Annotated in this window: 24 protein-coding genes; 14 read left to right on the top strand and 10 right to left on the bottom strand. The window is 54.7% G+C overall.

All coding sequences use genetic code 11. The features are described from left to right. Nucleotides 1–18 precede the first annotated feature (18 nt). Together FAP39_RS15490 and FAP39_RS15485 are read left to right on the top strand one after the other, a co-directional pair. The gene (locus FAP39_RS15490; protein WP_138017298.1) at nucleotides 19–1,365 is read left to right on the top strand and encodes a TldD/PmbA family protein; all 1,347 of its coding nucleotides are present in this window, start codon (nucleotides 19–21) and stop codon (nucleotides 1,363–1,365) included. After that, nucleotides 1,352–2,134, top strand: coding sequence for a 3'(2'),5'-bisphosphate nucleotidase CysQ (locus FAP39_RS15485; RefSeq protein ID WP_138017297.1), 783 nt, complete (start codon nucleotides 1,352–1,354; stop codon nucleotides 2,132–2,134). Before FAP39_RS15490 ends, FAP39_RS15485 begins: the two co-directional genes overlap by 14 nt. Nucleotides 2,135–2,155: 21 nt before the next feature. Here FAP39_RS15485 and FAP39_RS15480 read toward each other — a convergent pair whose 3' ends face one another. After that, a complete protein-coding gene (locus FAP39_RS15480; protein WP_138017296.1) occupies nucleotides 2,156–2,899 on the bottom strand; it encodes a glutamine amidotransferase in 744 nt (247 codons plus the stop codon). A 136-nt stretch (nucleotides 2,900–3,035) separates the two neighbouring features. Between FAP39_RS15480 and FAP39_RS15475 the strand changes: the two genes are divergently transcribed. From FAP39_RS15475 to lpxK, 3 genes are read left to right on the top strand one after another with little or no spacing between them, the layout of a single operon-like run. Then, nucleotides 3,036–3,278: a DUF4170 domain-containing protein gene (locus FAP39_RS15475; protein WP_138017295.1), complete on the top strand. Its 243-nt coding sequence runs from the start codon at nucleotides 3,036–3,038 to the stop codon at nucleotides 3,276–3,278. Nucleotides 3,279–3,287: 9 nt separating this feature from the next. Beyond that, a complete protein-coding gene (locus FAP39_RS15470) occupies nucleotides 3,288–4,505 on the top strand; it encodes a 3-deoxy-D-manno-octulosonic acid transferase (protein ID WP_138017294.1) in 1,218 nt (405 codons plus the stop codon). Further along, on the top strand, nucleotides 4,505–5,512 hold the full coding sequence (gene lpxK / locus FAP39_RS15465) for a tetraacyldisaccharide 4'-kinase (protein WP_138017293.1): 1,008 nt from the start codon (nucleotides 4,505–4,507) through the stop codon (nucleotides 5,510–5,512). Before FAP39_RS15470 ends, lpxK begins: the two co-directional genes overlap by 1 nt. 22 nt (nucleotides 5,513–5,534) lie before the next feature. On the opposite strand, the gene FAP39_RS15460 is transcribed toward lpxK, so the two are convergent. Together FAP39_RS15460 and FAP39_RS15455 are read right to left on the bottom strand one after the other, a co-directional pair. Further along, nucleotides 5,535–6,221 carry a DsbA family protein gene (locus FAP39_RS15460; RefSeq protein WP_138017292.1) on the bottom strand — a complete coding sequence of 229 codons (687 nt, stop codon included), beginning with the start codon at nucleotides 6,219–6,221 and terminating at the stop codon, nucleotides 5,535–5,537. Between the two features lie 13 nt (nucleotides 6,222–6,234). Beyond that, nucleotides 6,235–6,732: a DUF721 domain-containing protein gene (locus FAP39_RS15455; RefSeq protein ID WP_138017291.1), complete on the bottom strand. Its 498-nt coding sequence runs from the start codon at nucleotides 6,730–6,732 to the stop codon at nucleotides 6,235–6,237. 87 nt (nucleotides 6,733–6,819) lie between these two features. Between FAP39_RS15455 and mutY the strand changes: the two genes are divergently transcribed. Then, complete coding sequence (mutY, locus tag FAP39_RS15450) at nucleotides 6,820–7,872, top strand: A/G-specific adenine glycosylase (protein WP_138017290.1); 1,053 nt, start codon at nucleotides 6,820–6,822, stop codon at nucleotides 7,870–7,872. Between the two features lie 65 nt (nucleotides 7,873–7,937). Next, nucleotides 7,938–9,071: an alkane 1-monooxygenase gene (locus FAP39_RS15445; RefSeq protein WP_138017289.1), complete on the top strand. Its 1,134-nt coding sequence runs from the start codon at nucleotides 7,938–7,940 to the stop codon at nucleotides 9,069–9,071. On the opposite strand, the gene FAP39_RS15440 is transcribed toward FAP39_RS15445, so the two are convergent. The 4 genes from FAP39_RS15440 to FAP39_RS15425 form a co-directional block, all read right to left on the bottom strand. Further along, nucleotides 9,068–10,465 carry an adenylate/guanylate cyclase domain-containing protein gene (locus tag FAP39_RS15440; protein WP_138017288.1) on the bottom strand — a complete coding sequence of 466 codons (1,398 nt, stop codon included), beginning with the start codon at nucleotides 10,463–10,465 and terminating at the stop codon, nucleotides 9,068–9,070. The genes FAP39_RS15445 and FAP39_RS15440 overlap by 4 nt on opposite strands. A 149-nt stretch (nucleotides 10,466–10,614) precedes the next feature. Beyond that, nucleotides 10,615–11,730, bottom strand: coding sequence for a site-specific DNA-methyltransferase (locus tag FAP39_RS15435; protein WP_138017287.1), 1,116 nt, complete (start codon nucleotides 11,728–11,730; stop codon nucleotides 10,615–10,617). 106 nt (nucleotides 11,731–11,836) lie between these two features. After that, complete coding sequence (locus FAP39_RS15430) at nucleotides 11,837–12,454, bottom strand: ribonuclease HII (protein WP_138017310.1); 618 nt, start codon at nucleotides 12,452–12,454, stop codon at nucleotides 11,837–11,839. A 120-nt stretch (nucleotides 12,455–12,574) separates the two neighbouring features. Then, nucleotides 12,575–13,030, bottom strand: a complete 456-nt coding sequence (locus FAP39_RS15425) for a hypothetical protein (RefSeq protein ID WP_138017286.1) — start codon at nucleotides 13,028–13,030, stop codon at nucleotides 12,575–12,577. Nucleotides 13,031–13,202: 172 nt separating this feature from the next. On the opposite strand from FAP39_RS15425, the gene FAP39_RS15420 reads away from it, so the two are divergent. Together FAP39_RS15420 and FAP39_RS15415 are read left to right on the top strand one after the other, a co-directional pair. Then, complete coding sequence (locus FAP39_RS15420; RefSeq protein WP_138017285.1) at nucleotides 13,203–13,493, top strand: hypothetical protein; 291 nt, start codon at nucleotides 13,203–13,205, stop codon at nucleotides 13,491–13,493. Next, complete coding sequence (locus FAP39_RS15415; RefSeq protein WP_138017284.1) at nucleotides 13,465–14,169, top strand: winged helix-turn-helix domain-containing protein; 705 nt, start codon at nucleotides 13,465–13,467, stop codon at nucleotides 14,167–14,169. The genes FAP39_RS15420 and FAP39_RS15415 overlap by 29 nt, the downstream gene beginning before the upstream one ends. Before the next feature lie 96 nt (nucleotides 14,170–14,265). On the opposite strand, the gene FAP39_RS15410 is transcribed toward FAP39_RS15415, so the two are convergent. Genes FAP39_RS15410 through FAP39_RS15400 form a run of 3 tightly spaced genes read right to left on the bottom strand, consistent with a single transcriptional unit; the run spans nucleotide 14,266 to nucleotide 17,874 of the window. Further along, nucleotides 14,266–15,795, bottom strand: coding sequence for a heme biosynthesis protein HemY (locus FAP39_RS15410; RefSeq protein ID WP_138017283.1), 1,530 nt, complete (start codon nucleotides 15,793–15,795; stop codon nucleotides 14,266–14,268). Between the two features lie 11 nt (nucleotides 15,796–15,806). Beyond that, on the bottom strand, nucleotides 15,807–17,093 hold the full coding sequence (locus FAP39_RS15405; protein WP_138017282.1) for a COG4223 family protein: 1,287 nt from the start codon (nucleotides 17,091–17,093) through the stop codon (nucleotides 15,807–15,809). 52 nt (nucleotides 17,094–17,145) lie between these two features. Next, complete coding sequence (locus FAP39_RS15400) at nucleotides 17,146–17,874, bottom strand: uroporphyrinogen-III synthase (RefSeq protein WP_171006885.1); 729 nt, start codon at nucleotides 17,872–17,874, stop codon at nucleotides 17,146–17,148. A 67-nt stretch (nucleotides 17,875–17,941) separates the two neighbouring features. Here FAP39_RS15400 and tsaD point away from each other — a divergent pair, with 67 nt between their 5' ends. The 5 genes from tsaD to FAP39_RS15375 are packed head-to-tail and all read left to right on the top strand — an operon-like array spanning nucleotide 17,942 to nucleotide 21,129. Then, nucleotides 17,942–19,039 (top strand): tRNA (adenosine(37)-N6)-threonylcarbamoyltransferase complex transferase subunit TsaD, encoded by a 1,098-nt coding sequence (gene tsaD / locus FAP39_RS15395; RefSeq protein WP_138017280.1) that lies wholly within the window; start codon nucleotides 17,942–17,944, stop codon nucleotides 19,037–19,039. Next, on the top strand, nucleotides 19,036–19,995 hold the full coding sequence (locus FAP39_RS15390; protein ID WP_138017279.1) for an NAD(P)H-dependent glycerol-3-phosphate dehydrogenase: 960 nt from the start codon (nucleotides 19,036–19,038) through the stop codon (nucleotides 19,993–19,995). The genes tsaD and FAP39_RS15390 overlap by 4 nt, the downstream gene beginning before the upstream one ends. A gap of 2 nt (nucleotides 19,996–19,997) precedes the next feature. After that, nucleotides 19,998–20,270, top strand: coding sequence for a YciI family protein (locus tag FAP39_RS15385; RefSeq protein WP_138017278.1), 273 nt, complete (start codon nucleotides 19,998–20,000; stop codon nucleotides 20,268–20,270). Further along, nucleotides 20,270–20,683, top strand: a complete 414-nt coding sequence (locus FAP39_RS15380) for an EVE domain-containing protein (protein WP_138017277.1) — start codon at nucleotides 20,270–20,272, stop codon at nucleotides 20,681–20,683. Before FAP39_RS15385 ends, FAP39_RS15380 begins: the two co-directional genes overlap by 1 nt. 53 nt (nucleotides 20,684–20,736) lie before the next feature. Continuing rightward, nucleotides 20,737–21,129 carry a DUF1761 domain-containing protein gene (locus FAP39_RS15375; RefSeq protein WP_138017276.1) on the top strand — a complete coding sequence of 131 codons (393 nt, stop codon included), beginning with the start codon at nucleotides 20,737–20,739 and terminating at the stop codon, nucleotides 21,127–21,129. The last annotated feature ends 133 nt before the right edge of the window (nucleotides 21,130–21,262 follow it).

The raw sequence follows: 21,262 nt of genomic DNA, 5'->3' as shown, positions 1-21,262 counted from the left end.
AACCAAATCGAGGGCAGTATGAGCGCAGATCTTGAAAAGCTGACACAAGCCATGTTGGACGCCGCAAAAAAGGCAGGCGCAGAGACCGCTGATGCCATGGCCGTTCAAGGTACATCCTTGTCTATTGATGTGCGCGGCGGCCGATTGGAACAAGCAGAACGATCCGAGGGCATTGATCTGGGCCTGCGCGTTATGATTGGCAAACGCCAAGCCAATGTCTCGGTGTCCGACGCAAGTGCTGCAACATTGGCCACCATGGCCGAACGCGCAGTCGCCATGGCCCTTGAGGCCCCAGAGGATCCCTATATCGGCCTGGCGGATCCGGAACAATTGATCCGGACATGGGATATTTCAGGTTATGAAATGGCGGACCCATCGCCAGAGCCAACCCCGGCACAACTGCAAAACGACGCGGCCGAAGCTGAGGCCGCAGGGCTGGCCGTAAAAGGTGTCAGCCAAGTCCAATCGGCAACTGCAGGATACAGCGCCTCGCAAGTGCATCTGGCAGCATCCAACGGATTTTCTGGCGGCTATGGCCGCACCAGCCGCGCCACATCCTGTGTTGCAATTGCAGGCACTGGCGACAACATGGAGCGTGATTACGATGGGGACGGACGCACGTTTCAAAACGACCTGCGACGCCCCGAGGACATCGGAAAAACAGCCGGCACACGTGCAGTGTCACGGCTTGGCGCCATCCAACCTCCGACAGGATCCTATCCGGTTCTGTTTGACGAACGCATCTCGTCGTCTCTTATTGGACATCTTTTAGCAGCCACAAATGGGGCCAGCATCACCAGAGGTGCGTCGTGGTTGCGTGACTGTTTGGGCGACACGATTTTACCCGAACATCTGTCCGTCATCGAAGACCCGCACCGCGCCCGCGTCAGCGGCTCACGTCCGTTTGATGCCGAGGGTCTTCCGACCAAACGCCGATCAATCATCGAAAACGGGGTCCTGACCGGATGGACATTGGACCTTGTGAATGCCCGTAAATTGGGGATGGCCCCAACCGGAAACGCCGCGCGCGGTGTGTCTTCGCCGCCCTCGCCGTCTTCGTGGAACATTTCGCTCAGCCAAGGCCAGAAATCTCGCGAAGAATTGATTCAGGATATGGGTACAGGGTTGTTGGTAACGTCGCTGATCGGGTCCACGATCAACCCGACCACGGGGGATTATTCCCGTGGTGCCGCAGGGATGTGGGTTGAAAACGGCGAGATTACGCACGCCGTCAATGAATGTACGATCGCGGGAAATCTGCGCGACATGATGCGCGGTATGATACCTGCGAACGATGCGCGCACCCATCTGTCGCGTGTCGTGCCATCTATCCTGATCGAAGGACTGACCCTTGCCGGCGCATGATCTGTCTCTTTTGGTCAATGCGGCTCAAGAAGCTGGCAAGATCGCCTGCATGTATTCGGGCCCGACAGCACAGGTCTGGGACAAACCCGACGGAGCTGGCCCCGTGACCGAGGCTGATCTGGCCGTGAACGACGCACTCGAACAGAGGTTACGCAGCGCGCGCCCTGACTATGGCTGGCTAAGCGAGGAATCTCTGGATAACTCAGAGCGTCAAAACTGTGATTATGTTTTCATAGTCGACCCGATAGACGGCACCCGAAGCTTTATTGAGGGCTCACAAACTTGGGCGCATTCTTTGGCCATTGCGCATAAAGGCAGCGTCGTCGCAGCCGTGGTGTATCTGCCGCTGCGCAACAAGCTGTATTACGCCTCTGAGGGCCAAGGGGCTTTTCTGAATGGGCAGGTCATTACATGCTCGTCCCAAACACGGCTTGAAGGCGCGCAGGTGTTGGCTGCAAAACCCATGACGGAGTCGCGGCATTGGCGCGATGCCGTACCCGTATTTGCCAGAGGATACCGCCCCTCGCTCGCGTACCGGATGGCCTTGGTGGCCGATGGGTCCTACGATGCAATGCTGACACTGCGACCGACCTGGGAATGGGACATCGCGGCTGGTGATCTGATTTTGCGAGAAGCAGGCGCCACCAGTTCCGACAGGTTCGGAAACCCATTGCAGTTCAACAACCCCGATCCGCGTCTGGATGGCATTGTGGCCGGAACTCCCGCGGTACAGACTGATATCCTAGAGGCGCTCAAGCCCGTGACTTAGTTACGCGCGCTGAGCGCCTGCTCAGGATCGAGATGCATAGTGTGTCACGAAATTGCGCAGGATTCTTTCAGGAGCATGCACGTCTGCTGCCTGACACATCTCAATCAGAGACTGTGCATCTTCTGGGCGAAAGTATCCCCGATGTTTGTAAATCCCGATGCGAACCTCAAACCCATCGCTGTCCGCTTCTGGATGAAATTGTGTGGCATAGACATTCTGGCCATATCTGATCATTTGAAACGGGCACGTCGGCGAAGAAACCAGATGGATGCACCCATCAGGCAGACGCTGAACAGCTTCTTTATGCCCAACAAATGCTTCGAAACGATCGGGCAGCCCGGACAAAACTGGATCAGCGCGACCAGCATCCGTCAGACTACAATCTGCAGCACTCACATCCTCAGAGTAGTTTTCTTTGGAAACCACTCGGCCTAAATGGTGCCCCAGAATGCCGATGCCATAGCAGCACCCAAGAAAAGGGAAATCCTGCTCTGTGATCTGCGGCATTAAGCCAAGTATGGCGTCCTCGATCTTCTTTTCGACCGGCGTCTTTTTGTCCAGAGGATCGCTGACACACCCCGGTCCTCCACCGACAATCACACCGGAATACGACTGCAGGTCAAAATCCTCTGGTAGATCCTGATGGTCCAAACGAATGCGCACGACATCATCCGATGCAAGGCCGCTTTTCTGCAAGATCGCCTGAAATTCATCATCCGAAGCTTCTGTTTCTGGGCGCAACTGCAAAATCAAAAATGGTTTCATCGAACTTCCGGCATTTTTTAAGGCTATATGCGAAGTGCCTCAACACCGCGCGTGCGTCAAGCCGCCAAGGGAACGCACCCTTGTGGACAGAGAAGCAAAGGCCTAGTTTGCGCACAATCACATAAGAGGATGACCCATCATGCAACGCTTGCACCTTGTCTTTGGCGGAGAACTGGTCGACCCCAGCAAGAACGTTTTCAAGAATGTTGACGACATCCATGTGGTCGGCATGTTCCCCGACTACGCCTCAGCCCATAACGCATGGAAAGCAGAAGCACAGCGCACCGTGGACAATGCCCATATGCGGTACTTCATTGCTCACATTCATAGATTGCGCGACGAAGAGTCGGCTGTCTCATTCACGGAAGAGTTGGGTTAACCCCTGACCATGGCGCGATCTCTTGGGCTTTCGGCATATCTGGCCCTTGCACGCCGCGAGAGCGCAACTTTGGGTGCGTTTACTCAAGAACGGCCCAGCGGCGAATTGATTTGGCTGCATTGCGCAGATATCGAACGATCCGGCACGTTGGCCCAGCTCGGTTTGAGGCTGACCAGCCAACGGCAAGGCATTACGATATTACTCACAACTTCCCCCGACGCGCCCGTGCCTGCATCATTGCCGGACGGGATAATCTGGGCACAATGCCCGTCAGAAAACCCGTCGGATATTCGCAAGTTTCTGGACTATTGGTCCCCGGATATTGGTCTGTGGTTAGGTGGATTGCTACGCCCTGCCCTGATTGATGCGGCGGCGCGGCGCGCAACTCCCTTGGTGCTTTTGGATGCAAACGATCATTCGGTTGAAAACCGTCGCGCCCGACTTATCCCGGAACCGATCAAAGCCACGCTCGCAAATTTCACATCCATTTTAGCACATTCAGATGAGGCCAAGGTGCGCCTGCGGCGGCTATTGGTCGATGGCCACAAGGTGCAACCAAGTGGTCCGTTGCTTGAGGATAGTCCCGCCCTAACCTGCAACGAGCACGATCTTCAGGATCTCAGCGGTTCGCTCGGCGGGCGTCCGGTATGGTTGGCTGCGATGCTACAGCCGCAAGAGCTACCTGCAATATTGAATGCCCACCGCTCCATCGTACGCCTGTCACACCGAATGCTATTGGTGCTAGTCCCCGACACTCCAGAGGACGCGCCCGCGTTCAAAGAAACCTGCGAGGCAGGTGGGTGGCGCGTCGGCAGTTGGGATGATGGACAGTTTCCGGATGCAAACATGCAAATTCTTCTGGCCGAGAACCGGCGGGAACTTGGGTTGATGTATCGTGTCTCACCGGTAACCTTCATGGGAAGTTCACTTGTGCCCGGCCATGGTGGCCGTGGGCCTTTTGAACCAGCGGCTCTGGGCTCTGCCATTCTATACGGCCCGGGCGTACGCCGCCACCTAGACAGCTATTCGCGGCTGGCCAAGGCGGGCGCTGCCAGAATTGTTAAGGACTCAGATAGTCTGAGTAGCGCCCTGAGTCAGTTGACCGCTCCGGACCAAGTCGCCGCAATGGCGCACGCTGGCTGGGAAACCGTGTCCGAAGGCGCTGAGGTGTCCGATCAAATCATTTCGTTGGCTCAAACTCTGTTGGACGAAAAGGAGAGCCAATAATGCAGCCTCCAAAGTTCTGGGATACGCCTGCAGATTCCCCTAATTGGCGCGCGCGTTTGCTTGCACCTCTGGGCGCGATCTACGCAAACGCCACCAAGACCCGCCTGTCCAAAGGACAAGCCGATGCATTCAAGGCCAACGTGCCCGTTATTTGCATCGGCAATCTGAATGCAGGCGGCACGGGGAAAACGCCTACGACCATTGCTCTCATCCAACGCCTTCAGGCTCGTGGTTTGACCCCACATGTCGTTTCGCGTGGATATGGTGGCTCACTGGACGGGCCCTTACGCGTTCATGAGAAAGACCATAAGCCCGATCAAGTCGGCGACGAGCCCTTGCTCCTCGCGGCATTTGGTCCAGCGTGGGTTGCCAAAGATCGAGCCGCAGGCGCCAAAGCCGCTCAAGATTCCGGCGCTGATGTCATTCTTATGGATGACGGGTTTCAAAACCCCTCTCTCCACAAAGACGCATCCATTGTCGTCGTTGATGCCCAAAAAGGCTTTGGGAATGGGCGCTGTATTCCAGCAGGGCCGTTGCGTGAACCTGTCAATGTTGGCCTTGAACGGGCCGATCTTGTTTTGTCTATTGGTCCGAACCACGCCCAAGATCAGTTTTTAAGACACTGGGGCGCTCAGGTGCATATCCCGCACGTTCAGGGCGCGCTGGAACCTCTGGAAATGGGGATGGATTGGTCAGATACGCCGTATTTGGCGTTTGCAGGCATCGGGCATCCAGAAAAATTCTTTGCGACCCTGCGCGGTCTTGGCGCAACAGTTTTACACGGCGAGGGCTTGGATGATCATCAGCCGCTGACGCCGGCCCTCATGACGCGCCTCGAAGCAGACGCGCATCGATTGGGTGCCCAACTGGTTACCACTGAGAAAGACGCCGTGCGATTGCCAGCCGCGTTTCGTTCAAAGGTGCTCACACTTCCCGTGCGGCTGAGCATTTCTGATTGGAGTTCAATTGATCAGCTGCTGGATCAAGTGTTGCGCAGGCAAGAATGACCCCCCTGCGCACATCGATTGTTTAACCTTCGAGCAATCCATCAAGAATTTTCTTGAGATCTGCATAGCTCATATTCGAGTGCTTTTCGCCATTGATAATCATGGATGGCGTTCCAGTGATATCATCCGCCGCGCCGTTCTTTTCGTACCACGCCAGCAATGCTTTGGCTTTGGTTTCATCTTGCATGCACGCCTGAACCTGAGCATCTTCCAGACCGGCCAAGCGGCCAATTTTCTTAAGCTCTCCCGCAATCGCGACCGGATCACCCGCACGCGTCCACGAGGATTGGCCTTTCATCAGCAAATCAGCCATGCCAAAAAACTTCTCGGGGCCGCCGCAACGTGCAACCATAGAGGCCCACAGACCAAACTTGTCGAAATACACATCACGGAAAATGAACTTAACTTTACCGGTTTCAACATAGTCCGTCTTAAGAGGTTTAAGCACGGACTCGTGGAACGTCGCACAATGCGGGCACGTGAATGACGCATATTCAACAATCGTGATTGGCGCATCATCCGAGCCCATCACCATTTCAATTACACCTGACGTGTCTGCAGAATCTGTCGCCCCCGCGTCAGACGCGTTGTCTGCTTGTGCAATCACAGTTTGGCTTGGGTCAGGCGTGTCAGCCGACTGTGTCAGCCAATAGGCGGCACCGGCCACAACGACCAAAGCAGCAATGAGTATTGGTACGATACGGTTCATCAAAAAACCTTCCTTATCGGTTTGTTTTGTTCAAGACGTTTTCAGCCAGACGCTCAAGCGCCTGACGTAATTCGGTGTCCTGCGCAGAGGCCGCCATGCGGCTTGCCTCTTGCAGAATTTCGGGGGTTGGCTTGGGGCGTTCTTTTGCCTTTGGCACAAAAGTGGCTTGTCCTTCGGAAAACCCGATGGCGGCTGTTTGCGTGATCCGCACGCGCGCGATCGCATTGTATCCGTAAGCCGCGTTCACACGCGCCCGCAGCTGCTCCTTTTGCATTTCCAGCATCGGCGCTTGCGCCCCAGTGGTCAGCAACGTCAGAGTGGCACCCAGACCTTGGCGACCATATTTCACATCAACCGGTTTACAGATCGACGCTGTATCTTCGCCGACAATCTCGGCCCAATGCGTCAAAACACGCGTGACCGCAAAACCACGTGTTTCACCCGCTTTGCGAATGTTCTCGCGCAGCAGGGACGATGTACGGGCAAAGCCTTTGGTTGTGGGGCGGCGCATATGGTGTCTTGCATCCTTGGTTCTCGCGCTATTTTAGTGTGCATGCCGCGCGGTGCCAGCGAAACCGAACAGTACAGGAGATAAATCTTGCGTGAACAGCCAGAATCGAAAGATTTGCTAGACTGGTACGACAGACATGCGCGTAAAATGCCATGGCGCGTCGGCCCTGCAGACCGATGTGCTGGTGTTCAACCTGATCCATACCGGATTTGGCTGTCTGAAATCATGTTACAACAGACAACCGTTGCCGCTGTGACGTCCTATTTTGAACGGTTCACCCAACTTTGGCCCACTGTCACCGATCTTGCTGCGGCCCCAGATTCGCAAGTGATGGGCGAATGGGCAGGCCTTGGATATTACGCGCGTGCACGTAACCTGCTTAAGTGCGCACGCGTGGTGGCCGACGATCTTGACGGCGTGTTTCCTGACACTGTCGAAGAATTACGCGCACTTCCCGGCATAGGCCCCTATACGGCGGGCGCCGTAGCCGCGATTGCCTTTGATCTCCCTGCAGTGGTGGTTGATGGCAACGTCGAACGTGTTATGGCCCGCTTGTTTGACGTTCACACGCCCCTGCCCGCTGCAAAGCCAGAGTTGACGCAATACGCTACAGACTTGACGCCCACCGAACGCCCTGGCGATCACGCGCAGGCGGTCATGGATCTTGGGGCGACAATATGTACACCGCGCAAGCCTGCGTGCGGAATTTGCCCATGGAGATCACCGTGTCAGGCGCGCATAAACGGAACAGCGCCCCAATTGCCCAAGAAAACACCCCGCAAGGCTAAACCCGTGCGGTTCGGCACTGTATATCTCGCACGGCGCATTGATGGTGCATATCTACTAGAAACCCGCCCCGACAAAGGCTTGTTGGGCGGGATGCTTGGCTGGCCCGGGTCCGATTGGGTTGAAACGGAAACATCGCCCCATTCAGCCCCAATTAGGGCCGAATGGAAAACGCTCAATGTCGAGGCCAAACATACGTTTACACATTTCCATCTTCGCTTGACGGTCAAAACTGCGCTGACACCCATGGATCGCGCGCCCCAAATCGGAGAGTTTATGCCGAGCGAAGATTTTCGACCATCAGATTTGCCGACGGTCATGCGCAAAGCCTTTGACCTGTGTAAAATACCCTAAACAGGATTGCGCAGTCTGAATCAGGGGCGCATATTGCCGTTGCGCGCAGAACTCAGGAGAATGCCATGTCTGTGTCCACACACACATTCAAACTGCCCAGCGCCCTGCCTTTTTGGTTATCTTTGGGGCTTATCCCACTGATTTGGTATGTCGCGGTTCTGGGGACGTGGTGGGTTCTTTTGATACCCGCAGTGACTTGGTACCTTTTCTCTGCTCTGGATGCAGTTCTAGGGCTAAATCTGGAAAACGCCGACCCTGACACATCTGAAACAGAGTTATTCTGGTACAGCGCAGTCACGCGCATCTGGCCATTTCTTCAGTTTGTTACGCTATTTGGTCTGATCTGGTACGCCACTCATACGGATCATTTGTCGACGGCCGCCATGATCGGCTTGTTCTTTGGCGTAGGTGTTGTGACGGGCACCATCGGAATCAACTATGCGCATGAATTGATGCATCAAAAAGATCGCAAAGAGCGCGGCTTGGGCGACTTCCTGTTATCGATGGTCCTATACTCGCATTTTCGCAGCGAGCACCTGCTGGTCCATCATCGCTATGTTGGTACCCCGCGCGACCCCGTCACGGCCCGCTATAACGAAGGGTTCCACCGGTTTTTCCCCAGAGTCTTGGTTGGCGTTCTGCGTTCGTCGTTTGCAGCCGAAAAGGCAATGCTGGCCCGCAAGGGGCGTGCGTGGACCGATCTGTCAAATCCGTTTTATCGCTATTGGGCGCTGCAAGGGCTGATGCTGGCGCTGGCTTTTGTACTCGGCGGTTGGATCGGCGTGCTTTTGTTCGTTTGGCAGGCCTATATCGCCATTTGGCAGCTAGAGCTTGTCAACTATGTTGAACACTACGGGTTGACCCGCAAGCACCTTGGAGACGGGAAATATGAGCATGTTATGCCCCACCATAGCTGGAATGCCGCCCACAAGGCATCCAACTGGCTCTTGATCAATCTCCAACGTCATAGCGACCACCACTATAAACCGGACCGGCGCTTTCCCCTGTTGCAAAACTATACCGAAGACGCTGCGCCACAGCTCCCCTTTGGCTATCCGGTAATGACCATGGCGGCGATGATGCCGCCGGTTTGGAAACGCGTGATGAATCCGCGCGTGCGGCAATGGCGCACCGCCCACTATCCAGAGATCGAAGATTGGAAGCCCTACAACAAGGCCACGAATCCGGCGCCGCGCTAGATCAGTTGCTTAGGTCTCTCAAACACCCAGACATCCACGGTGCCCTCTACACCGCGCAGACTTTGGGCCTTGTGTTCGTGAAGCCCGGTCAGGCACGCATGACCGCCCTCTTTAAGAACTTCGCGACGCACGTCATCGCTGATGACAAGGCGCGCATTCAAATCGCGCGTCAAATTCTCAAGCCGTGAGGCAACATTCACGGTATTTCCAACAACCGCAAATTCAAGGCGGTGCGCGCCAATATCCGCCAAAACTGCGGGCCCGTAATGAATACCAAAGCCAACGCGTAAGGCCGGCAACAGATTTTCCAACCTTTTCTCATTCCAGACATCCAGCGCATCCATCATTTGATGCACGCAATTCAGCGCATTGATGGCATCTTTTTCTCCAGGGGCAGGCGTTCCAAACGTCGCCATCAATCCGTCCCCGAGATATTTGTCCAATGTTCCGTTGTGATTGAATACCGCCTGCTCCATCAAGCCGTGGAACTCGCGCAGCGTTGCAATCACTTCTCTCGGGTCACGGTTTGCCGCGAATTTGGTGAATCCCACAATATCGACAAATAGTACTGCGATATCGTGGCTGCGGATTTGTTTCAGCGGGTCATCATTTTGCGACAGCTCCTCAACGACATTTGGCGAAAAATATCGGGATAGGTTTGTCCTCTCGCGTTCGAGCGCCGCGTTCGACCTCAACAAGCCATTAAAGCGGCGTACCGACAGCGCCATGATCAAAGCAACGATGAGAAATACAATCACTTCCTGAATGCGCTCCGACACATGGTACGCGTTGGGATCAAGGCGATACGCAAGGTCGGGCATATTCGGAAGCGCGCCGTAAATAGCGTCGGTTAGATCGGGTGCTGGTTGCGACAGCCACATCGACAACCCTAATGCAATGACCCAAATCCCTGAGGTCCAAATGCCAAGCGTCAGAACCGTGCGCCACGAATAGGCCAAGGTGCCGTAGGCCAGAATAATGTAAAAATAGATGAAATTATCAAACTGATATTGCATCGCCAACGGCCAGCCATGGGTACTCAGCGGATTGGGCCCAACCATTCCGGCAGTCATCAGCACAAGATCGAGAAAGATCAGCCCAAGCTCTGCACGAGAAAGACCAACCCGCCCGATTTGCCTCATCAGCCAGCCGTTCAAAGACAACAGTGCCAGAATGCATTCGTAATACAAGACATCAGGCATCGGCACGATAAAGAACAGCAGGAGGCCAATCACAAACATTGTGACCCATCGCACATGCACAGCGAGCGCGAGCCCCTGCTGTTTATGACGCTCTAGAACGGCCTCGGTATAGTGAAATTCTGGGCTGTCTTTATCTGGAAAATCGTCAGCACTGCGCCGCGAAAACAGCGACAAAATTGGCAGGCGGTCCATGCCGACATCCTCTCATCAGTCAGACTGTTAACATAGTGTCACAAAAGCTTTGTTAAAGACCAAAAAACCCCGCCGAAACACGGCGGGGCAAGTCAAGGTGCCGCATGTAAAGTCAGGCCATGGGCACCGGCGGTATTCTTAATCTCTGCTTAGTTGGGGCGCTCAGACATTTCAGCGCGGATTTGTTGCCGCAACAGATCAATCGGAACCTTTTTGCCGTCGCGTTTGTACGACCAATAGGTCCAGCCGTTACAGCTTGGGGCGCCTTCCAGATGCGCACCGACCTGATGGATAGATCCCTTTACGTCATCCCCGATCAATGTCCCGTCAGCACGTACCTTGGCTTTGTGGCGACCATTGAGAGAAAACAGCTCTTCGCCCGGACGCAGCATGCCGCGCTCGACCAATTGACCAAACGGAACCCGAGGTTCAGCGCGTTTCGACACGGAGACTTGCAAAGCCTCGCGGTCAAATTTACGCGTGTTCGCCAGACGTTTTTTGGCAACCTTGCGATACGCCTCTTCACGCTCGATTCCGATAAAATCACGCCCCAGCATCTTGGCCACGGCCCCCGTGGTACCCGTACCAAAGAAGGGATCAAGAACCACGTCGCCGGGATTGGTCGAACCGACCAATACGCGATGCAAAAGGCTCTCGGGTTTTTGGGTGGGGTGCGCTTTGTCGCCGTTTTCGTCTTTCAGACGCTCATGGCCGGTGCAAATGGGCAGAACCCAATCGCTGCGCATCTGAATGCCCTCATTCAGCGCTTTCAGGGCCTCATAGTTGAAGGTGTATTTGCCACCTTCTTCTTTCGAGGCCCAGATCATCGTCTCATGCGCGTTGGTAAATCGCTTGCCGCGGAAATTCGGCATCGGGTTTGATTTCCGCCAAACCACATCATTCAGAATCCAGAAGCCTTGGTTCTGAAGCTCAGCACCCATACGAAAGATATTGTGGTATGATCCAATCACCCAGATCGCGCCATTCGGCTTGAGCAAGCGGCGCGCCGCAGCAAGCCATTCACGGGTGAATTTGTCATAGGCCGCAAACGACGAGAACTGATCCCACTCATCATCCACAGCGTCCACTTTTGAATTGTCTGGACGGTGCAAATCGCCCTTCAACTGCAAATTATAGGGCGGGTCCGCGAAGATAAGATCGATCGATTTTTCAGGTAGACTGTTCATCATTTCGATACAGTCACCATCAAGAATCGTGTTTAGAGGGAGCGCAGCTGCGCCCTTTGCTTTGGTCATAGTTTTCATTCTCTGCCTCATTACCCGGCGCAATTTTTTGCGCTCTTTGGTTAAGACAAAGATGAGTCAAACATGATTCCCCGTCAATTTCTTTTTTGAATCAGGACCTTACAATTTACTCTTGATACAAGATATTGTGTACCGGTTTGAACGAACGCCTATGGTGTGGGGTGACCCCCAGTTTTACCAACGCTTCTTTGTGGCTTTTGGACGGATAACCAGCGTTTGTTTCCCATCCATAACCTGGAAACTGTTGCGCTAAATCCCACATGATCCGATCTCGACATATTTTCGCCACAATTGAGGCCGCCGAAATCGACACTGAACGGGCGTCGCCTTTGACAATGGCTTGGCTAGATCCCGTCAATCCGCGTGGGATCATATTGCCATCAATCAGCAAATGATCCGGTGCATTGGGCAATCCCGCGACAGCGCGCTCCATAGCCAAATGACTGGCACGCAGAATATTAAGATCGTCAATTTCCTCGACACTTGCATGTGCGATGCACACATCGGCCTGTTCAAAAATGACATCATACAGCGCCTCACGTCTTTTGGCGCTCAGAGCCTTGGAGTCATTTAATCCTGCCGGAATGTTACTAGGATTCAGAACAACGGCGGCGGCGGTGACTGGCCCTGCAAGGGGGCCACGGCCGACCTCATCCACCCCTGCAATACGGGAAAATCCGTTTTCACGGGCGAGCGTCTCAAAAGAGTAATCTGGCGTATACATACCTGTTTCAAACAGGATCATTTGCCAAGGTGCAACCAAAAAGCCCGAAAAGTACGTTGACTTTTCGGGCTCAAGGCGGGGCCATGCTGGACGCGGACACGGCCCCTCTGCTCGACCAATCTAGCGTTGCGACAGGCGGTATCCGTTTTCACGCAGACAGCGCGGAGCATAGCCATGACGCATCCCACGGTCGGTCTGTGCACTCACACGGCAATGTTGCGGCAAGCGCGACAGGTTTCCATATTCACGCTTAAGACACTTGCGCCCCAACATACGCACACGGCCATCCCATGTGTTATGCTTGCGCAAACACTCCGCAGGCAAAATCCGCGCACGATTATGGCGTTTCACCCGATCCGGCAGGGGGCGTGGCTTGGTCTGGTTCTTTGTGGACGGTGTATAAACCTGACGGCGGTCATCATGGTCATCGATGGCTTTGCCGATCATAAACAGGGCCGTCAAACCGAATAGAACCTTAGCAGTGTCTTCTCCTGAAAGGGCACGCGCGGGAACTGCAGAGATTCCGGTAATGGCGATGGATGCGACAAGGATTGTGGCAATGAATTTGCGGGACATATGGTGTTCCTTTCGTGAACTCATGAACAAAGGCGCTTAGCCAGTGGTTGGTGTCACGAACTTGGGTCGACCCCATGCAGACAGGCAATATCAGCCCAATGTTATCAAATATCGCCCCGACAAAATGCCTTTGGTTATTGAATAACATCGCCATTGCGCGCAATTTGACGGCATGAAACATATCCTCGCCTTTATACTTGCCGGTATCCTGATGAGCGGTGCGCTGCCCGCAGCTGCGGATGACTGCTATGCCGATTACAAAGCCAAAAAAGACGCCCCGTTGCGTCTGCACTATGGCGTCGTACAATTGTTCCAAGGTTGCAGCCAATCATCAGCGAAATCTGAAATCTCTGCACGTATTGCCAAGGATGGCTGGACATTGCTGAATGTCTTGTCGGTCTTTGACGCCACTCAACTCGCCGGAAAGGATGCCAGTGCCGGACAATACTATCTCCGCTATTGAGACCCGCCGCAGCGGCACCCGTGTGGTCGCCCTTGGTATTGTGGGAATTGTGGTCATACTGCTGGCGGCCGCGGTCCTGTTGTTTCTGGCCCTGCCGGATGCAAATGCTTTTAACGCCCGCGTCGAACAGTTGTTTTTAGAAAACGACACGTTAACAGGTCAGGCCGAAATCAAGCTGTTGGAGATTCTAGCCCAGTCAGGGACAGCCTTTTCAGACACCTTGGCCAGCTATCGCATGGTCATCTTTGCATTGCTCGTCTTTGCAACAGGGATGCTTGTGGCGGCTTTTGTGTTCTTGGTGATGCTGGTCGTGATGAACCGGCGCATGGCGGTGATCGAGCGCACAGGCATTCAGGTCAACTCGCTCTTGATCAGCCGCGAAGAGAAAGCCGTGTACCTCAACAACATGGGCTTCAAGCTGACGGATGCGGCGATGGAAACCCTGTCTATTCTGGCCGAGGCGCGTATGGACGATGACGTCCTGTCAGGTGCCCAGATCGAGGCGATGATATCCGGGCGCTCGGAAATTGATTGCGAAGAAGCCGCAGGTGCCACGCGGATCAAACGCCTGCGGGATGGGTTGGGCAATCAACTCGTCAGTGAGCTCTTGGTTAAGAATATCGCACGCAAAGGCTATATGCTGGCCATCGACAAAGATGTCATTCGGGTGCTTTAGAACGCGATCAACCCTCGAAATCAGACAGCACGATACGTGACTGAAACCCATCGAGAGCAACACAACGCAGGCCAAACGCCTGCGTTGTGTCGCGTATTAGCGCACCATACCTGGTGCTGGCCCTGTCGCCGACTCGCTGGTGTCTTGAGCTGAACTGGCCGATGCCGACGTGTCCTCGGAAGGCACGTCAATCACTTCAGCATCCAAAGGTTCGTTTTCCGCTTCAGCATCGGAATCTGTCTTATCGTCGATGGCCCCAACAATCAGGGGGAGCATTTCAACGCCTGTTGGGCTGGCGATTTCGCTCGTTGGTGGCGCGACCCATTCCAAGGTATCGAAGCTTTGGCAATTTTCACAAACCGGTTCCCATGACGCATGGATATTGTGGCAGTTGTTGCACACCCATTGCGGCCCACGTGGTGCGGTTACGGCACGGGCAAGCCAACCTTTCACGACGGCTTCGGATGCGCCTTCGCCCTGCTCAACGGCCGCCATAATCGTCAGAGACCGCGTGGTCGGCTCCGTCTCGTACACCTTGCCCAGCGCTCGGCGCGCTTCTGGAAAATCTTCGGCAGCGATATTGAGCTCTGCCATCACCATCTTGGTCTCGGCGTGCTCTGCACTGTTCTTGGTCAGTGCACGGAACCGTTTGATACGCGCAGCCGGGGTTTCATCTGGCACAATCGCCGCAAACACCGCCGCTAGATCAGGGTGCGGTTGTGCATCCCATGCTTTTTTGACCACACGCGTTGCATAGCGCGATTTGCCTTGGTCAATATAACTCTGAGCAGCCATGACCGCGGCAGGGATCAAATCAGGTGACAGACGGTTGGCTTCAATAGATGCCTCTCTTGCCTCGATCGAATTTCCTTCTTCGACAATGTCTGTCGCTTCGGACAACGCCAAGACCGCATCCCGTCTGCGATGCACATCACGCGGCAAGCTGCCGTGACGCAACTTGGCATTCAACGTCTTGCGCGCACCAGCCCAGTCACCTGTTTCGGCTTGCAGTTTCAGAAGCACATCTTGGGTCTCGACATGGCGCGGCTTAAGAGCAAACGCCGTTTGCGCCAGCTTCAGCGCTGTTTCTGTCTGACCCTCTTCGAGCTTCTGCTTCATCAACCCACGCACGCCCACGAACCGTGTGCTGTCAGTCGCCAAAAGTTGTTTGTAAACCTCGGTCGCACGGCGCTTGTCGCCAGACATCTCTGCGGCCTGAGCGGTCAGTAAATTGGTCAACTCGGGTTTGCGCAAATACCGTTCAGCTTTGCGCGCCTTGTCCATCGCCAGACGCCCTTCGCCCGACGCCAAGGCCATAAGCCCCTCAGACAAAGCAACATAGCCCTTTTTCTCCCGATTCCGGTCAAAATAGCGGCTGATCGCGGTATCATCACCATTCAAAAATTTGAGCGTGGCCACCAGAAATGTCGTTAGCTTGAGCGCCGCCCAGACCAGCCCGACCAACACAAGCAAAGCAATCACAGCCTGAAGCGGGCCAAGCGTGTACTCGACGCCGGCAACGGTGATCATGACGCCGCCCTCGCTCTCAAGCAGATACGCAGCGCCATAAGTAAGCCCGGCTATCGCGGCAACAAACAAAAGGATTTTAAAAAGAGACCAGAGCATAAATTAACCTTTTAGTTGCTATTCAGGCTTTGCGCCAAAGACTCGGCGGCTTGTGTGGCTTCAAGACGGATCGTCGCCTGAGCGTGCCAATCCGCCATCACAGCTTGCGACGTATCGGGCAGAGATTGTATCTCTATCAATGCATCTGCCAAGCGCCCCTCGCGGAGCGCGGCTTCGGCACGAGACAAGATTGCATCCGCATCATTGCCTGATCTTGGTGTTGTTGATCGTGCACCCAACTGGGTTTTCAGGAACTGGCCCAAACGCCCGGTGCCCTTTTCCTTTTCTTCCTGCGCCCGCGCATCTGCCAGAGCATCGCGTGCGTAATCAGGATAGGTATCAATCAGCACCAGCATGGTCGGCACACCTGTATCAGCGCGCGCCTCAAGTGCAGCCGGAATAGACAAACCTGTCGCACTTGCCAAATCCGTCAACGCGGCACGGTATGGGCGTCCAGTATCGATGGCGGACAAAATACGTGTCAAAGCCGCGCGCCCCAACGCCTGTTGCGCATTAAGTTGCGCATTTTGCTTCAACCCTTCGGCTTGGGCCAATTGATCGGCAACCATTGTCCGAAGCTCTTCGACTTCGCGTTCGTATGCTGCAATCGCAGACGACGACGCACCTTCAGTCATCGGGCGTTTTTCAGCTTGCGTAATCCGGCTATCTAATGCGCCAAACTCGCCAAGAACTGCTTCGGTTTGCGCTTCTAATTCAGCTAACCGCGTCACGACAACATCTGTCTGTGCAATTTGTTCCAACGCGGCATTCACCGAGCCAGAAATCTTGGATTGCTCGGACTGCAACCGCTTGATCAAAGCATCCTGTGCGGTAACTTGCTGGGTGAGCGTTGTCAGCGCCTCTGTTGAGGTTCCACCAAACAAAATACCTTGTGACCCCAAATAGCTTACGGCACCAAAGCCCACGACAGCACCGACGAGCCCCCCAAAGAATATCGGGGCAAAACCGGCACGTTTCGTGGTTTTCTCGGGCAACGGGGTCGGCTGAACCGGATCGTGAGATGGAGCTTCGTCTACCACCTCGGCAAGGTCGCCTTCACCGGTCGCATCGTTCCCAGTATCCTCGGCATCTACATCTTCGTCATCATCAGACGTCACATCACTGTCCGCTTCGACGACAGGTGCATCTTTCTCTGTCAATTCATCAATCGCGGCATCAGGATCAGGCGTTTCATCAATCGCATCTTCCACGATCTCTGCATCGAGAATTTGATCCGCATCGGCGTTCACATCTGTCTGAGCCTTTTGCGGCTTATCGGTCTTGTCCGTTTTACTCACCCGATATCACCCTTTCGAATCCAGTTTCGTTCTTCAAATACACATCCTTAGCTTAGGGCGTGTCCTCGTCAGTCACAATGCGGCACGCCGCGTCTAAGGTCTGTCTTATCGTCGCGATCATTGATTTTGCATCAGGAGCCCCCGCGATATCGCACGTTTTCAATGACAACGCGTCTACACCTTGAGCAGTGTCTGCGCTAATCGCAACCGCATGTACGGGCGCCAAAAATGGTCCCAGCTTGGCAATCAAGCGCGCACTGCGCGGTGAAAACAAGGGGAGAACGACAGGTATATTCCCGTTCAAAATCTCAATCGCATTCTGAGTTAGAGGCAGCGGTGATTGACGGTAAACTTCAGTTTCCTGCGTAGGCACTCCCTGAGCCGTCAATCGTGCTGCAATGTCTCCGCGGGCATGTTCACCGCGAAAATGCACGAGTGGCCCAGCAGGGGCATCAGCCAAAATCCGCTTGATCAGAGCTTCGGCATCCCCGCTGGCGGAGACGGCTTGCCACCCTCTTTGCGATGCGACTTGGGCCGTAGAATCTCCGACACACCAACAAGGTAAATCTTGTGGTTCTGCAAATTGGACCCCATTTTTTGACGTAAAAATCGCGCCAGACATCTTTGTGGGCGGTTCCGACAACATCGACGTGATCGACAAGACAGGCGATATTTCCACCGGCGATAATATTCCTGCGTCCCTCAAACTGTCCCGAAATGCCAGTGATGCGCCCAAGGGACGCGTCAACAAGATGGTGGGATCGGGCAAAGTCTTCGTCATAGCCAGCATTGTTCCAAACGCATTTCGGTGTTACCTGCCAACAAAGCATGGCGCAATGACAATGAACATGACGAATGACCTGACACTTCTTGGCCTTGAAAGCAGTTGTGATGACACCGCTGCTGCAATTGTGCGTCTAAAAGACGGCGCAGCACCAGAGATATTGGCATCTGTGGTGCATGGGCAAACTGATCTTCATGCAGCTTTTGGCGGTGTTGTCCCCGAGATCGCCGCGCGTGCGCATGCCGAGAAACTTGATATCTGCGTCGAGCAAGCCGTCGCAGCGTCGGGCCTGACGTTGCAGGATATGGATGCCATTGCGGTCACAGCAGGGCCAGGTTTGATTGGCGGCGTCTTATCGGGCGTGATGTGTGCCAAAGGCCTGTCCGCCGCGCTGAATATCCCCATCGTCGGGGTGAACCATCTTGCTGGTCACGCGCTGACGCCGCGCCTGACCGATCAGGTCGCATTTCCTTATCTTATGTTGCTTGTTTCGGGCGGGCACTGCCAGTTTCTGATTGCACGCGGACCAGAAGATTTTTCGCGGCTGGGTGGCACGATTGACGACGCGCCGGGTGAAGCCTTTGATAAAACCGCGCGGCTCTTGGGCCTTGCGCAACCAGGCGGCCCGTCAGTACAAGCCCAAGCCCTAAACGGCGATCCAAAACGGTTCCGGTTTCCCCGCCCTTTGCTGGACCGCCCCGGATGCGATCTGTCATTTTCGGGTCTGAAAACTGCGCTCTTACGCACAAGAGATTCTATCATCGCAGAAAAAGGCGGTCTTACGATTCAAGATCGCGCAGATCTTTGTGCGGGCTTTCAAGACGCTGTTGTGGATGTTCTTTGCAAAAAAACCGCCCGCGCTCTCAAGCTATATCTCGAGGAAAACCCAAGTCAGCCCGTGTTGGCCGTCGCTGGCGGCGTTGCCGCAAACACCCAAATTCGCGCAGGATTAGAGGCGGTTTGTGCCCAACACCGTGTCGCTTTTACCGCGCCCCCTCTCGCCTTGTGCACAGATAATGCAGCCATGATTGCATATGCTGGACTTGAACGTTTTCGTGCTGGGTTGTCTGATGACATGACGCTTTCGGCCCGCCCACGCTGGCCACTGGACAAAAAAGCTCCTGCCTTGCTGGGCAGCGGCAAAAAAGGGGCCAAGGCATGAGTATCAGCATCATCGGCGCAGGCGCGTTCGGAACAGCACTGGCCATATCTCTTGCCCGTACAGGCGTGCCCGTCACACTTTGGGCTCGCGACGCCGATCAAGCCAATGATATGCAGACAAGACGCGAAAACATTGCGCGGCTGCCTGGCGTCACATTTCCAAATTCCGTCACCGTCACCTCTGATATCTCAAGCGCGCTTGCTGATACCTTGTTGTTGGCAGTGCCCATGCAGAAAATGCGCGCGCTGTTGACCAACACACCTGAACTAAACGGCCGCCTATTGGTCGCGTGCTGCAAAGGTGTCGAGCTTGACACACAGCTTGGCCCCGTTGGCGTTATCAGAGATTGCGATCCACTGGCCACTCCCGCCATTTTGACAGGTCCCAGTTTTGCGGCTGATATTGCGCGCGGCCTGCCCACGGCCCTGACACTGGCCATTGACGACGACACGCTCGGCCAGAGCCTGCAACAGGCCCTGACAACACCCAACTTGAGAATTTATCGCACGCGAGACACCATTGGCGCAGAGCTTGGCGGGGCATTGAAAAACGTGATGGCCATCGCCTGTGGGGCCGCAATTGGCGCCAAGCTGGGTGAAAGCGCACGCGCTGCATTGATGACGCGTGGCTATGCCGAGATGCAGCGCATGGCCCAAGCGTTGGGCGCACAGCCCGACACCCTCGCCGGATTGTCAGGGTTCGGGGATCTGACTCTGACTTGCACTTCGGATCAATCGCGCAACTATCGGTTTGGGCTGTCGCTGGGGCGCGGCGAGGCGTTTGACCCATCGATTACTGTCGAAGGTGCCGCGACGGCCCGCGCGGTTCGAGCCAGAGCCAAACACATGCACATCGACATGCCCATAACCGATGCGGTTGTGGGATTGATCGCAGGAAAATTACAGATTGCACAAGCGATGGAGATGCTTCTCTCTCGCCCGCCAAAGGAGGAATAATTATGAGAATTGCCCTTATCGCCAAGGATAAACCGAACTCTATCGACATCCGCAAAGCAAATCGCGATGCGCATGTTGCATATCTCAAGTCTACGGATGCCGTCGAAATGGCCGGCCCATTTCTTGATGACGCGGGCGAAATGTGCGGATCCCTGATTATTCTCGACCTGCCTGACATGGCAGCCGCACAAGATTGGGCCGCAAACGATCCCTACAAAAAGGCCGACCTTTTTGCGTCGGTTGACTTGATCCCTTGGACCAAAGTGATCGGCTAATGGCGTACTGGCTTTTCAAATCTGAACCCAACACTTGGGGCTGGTCTGACCAGCTTGCCAAAGGCGACACAGGTGAAGAATGGGATGGCGTGCGCAATTATCAAGCGCGGAACTTTATGCGTGAGATGAAGGTGGGCGATCGTGGTTTTTTCTATCACTCCCTGAAAGAGAAATCTGTCGTTGGCATCGTTGAAGTGATCGCCGAAGCCCACCCTGACTCGACGACAGACGATCCGCGCTGGGAATGTGTCGATATCAAAGCAGTTCAAAGCGTCCCGACCCCCGTCACGCTGGAACAGATCAAGTCAGACCCACGCCTTTCAGAGATGGTTTTGGTCAAAAACTCGCGCCTTTCCGTACAGCCTGTCACCGAAGTTGAATGGAAGATTGTATCAGAGTTGGCTGGTCTCTAGGCGAATTGTCGATACTCGGGCATAGTTCCGTGATTGTGTATGAGGAGTATAAGATGTCCTTTTTAGGCGTAATCGCAGCTGGTCTTTCATCGTATATTTTGGGGGCGATCTGGTACATGGCCCTTGCAGGTCCATGGATGAAAGCCGCCGGGATCGTCCCAACATCGGAAGGCCGTCCGCCAAATTCCGGCCCCACCCCATATATCGTGGCCTTTGTGGGCGCTGTCCTAGTGGCCGGTATGATGCGCCATATTTTTGTGCTGAGCGGAATTGAAGGTGTGGCCCAAGGGCTCACGGCGGGCCTTGGGCTTGGATTGTTTATGGTGACGCCGTGGATTGCGACAAATTACTTTTTCGCCGACCGCAGCCGCACACTTCTTTTGATTGACGCAGGGTATTCGACGCTAGGATGTACCGTCATGGGCGTTGTGCTGACCGTGATGTAACGCAGCCGGGGCAGAACAGTCACGCCAGACAATATCAAACTTGTTCAAAAAATTTACAGGGGTTCCAAATGAAGTGGTCCGGCAAATTCGGACAGCGTGCTAAGATGTATCCAACCCGATTGAATGGATACAA

It is taken from the genome of Shimia litoralis (genome assembly GCF_005518135.1).
Taxonomy (GTDB): Bacteria; Pseudomonadota; Alphaproteobacteria; order Rhodobacterales; family Rhodobacteraceae; genus Shimia_E; species Shimia_E litoralis.
Note: the sequence above shows the minus strand (reverse complement) of the source record. Positions and strands in the feature narration are given on the sequence as shown.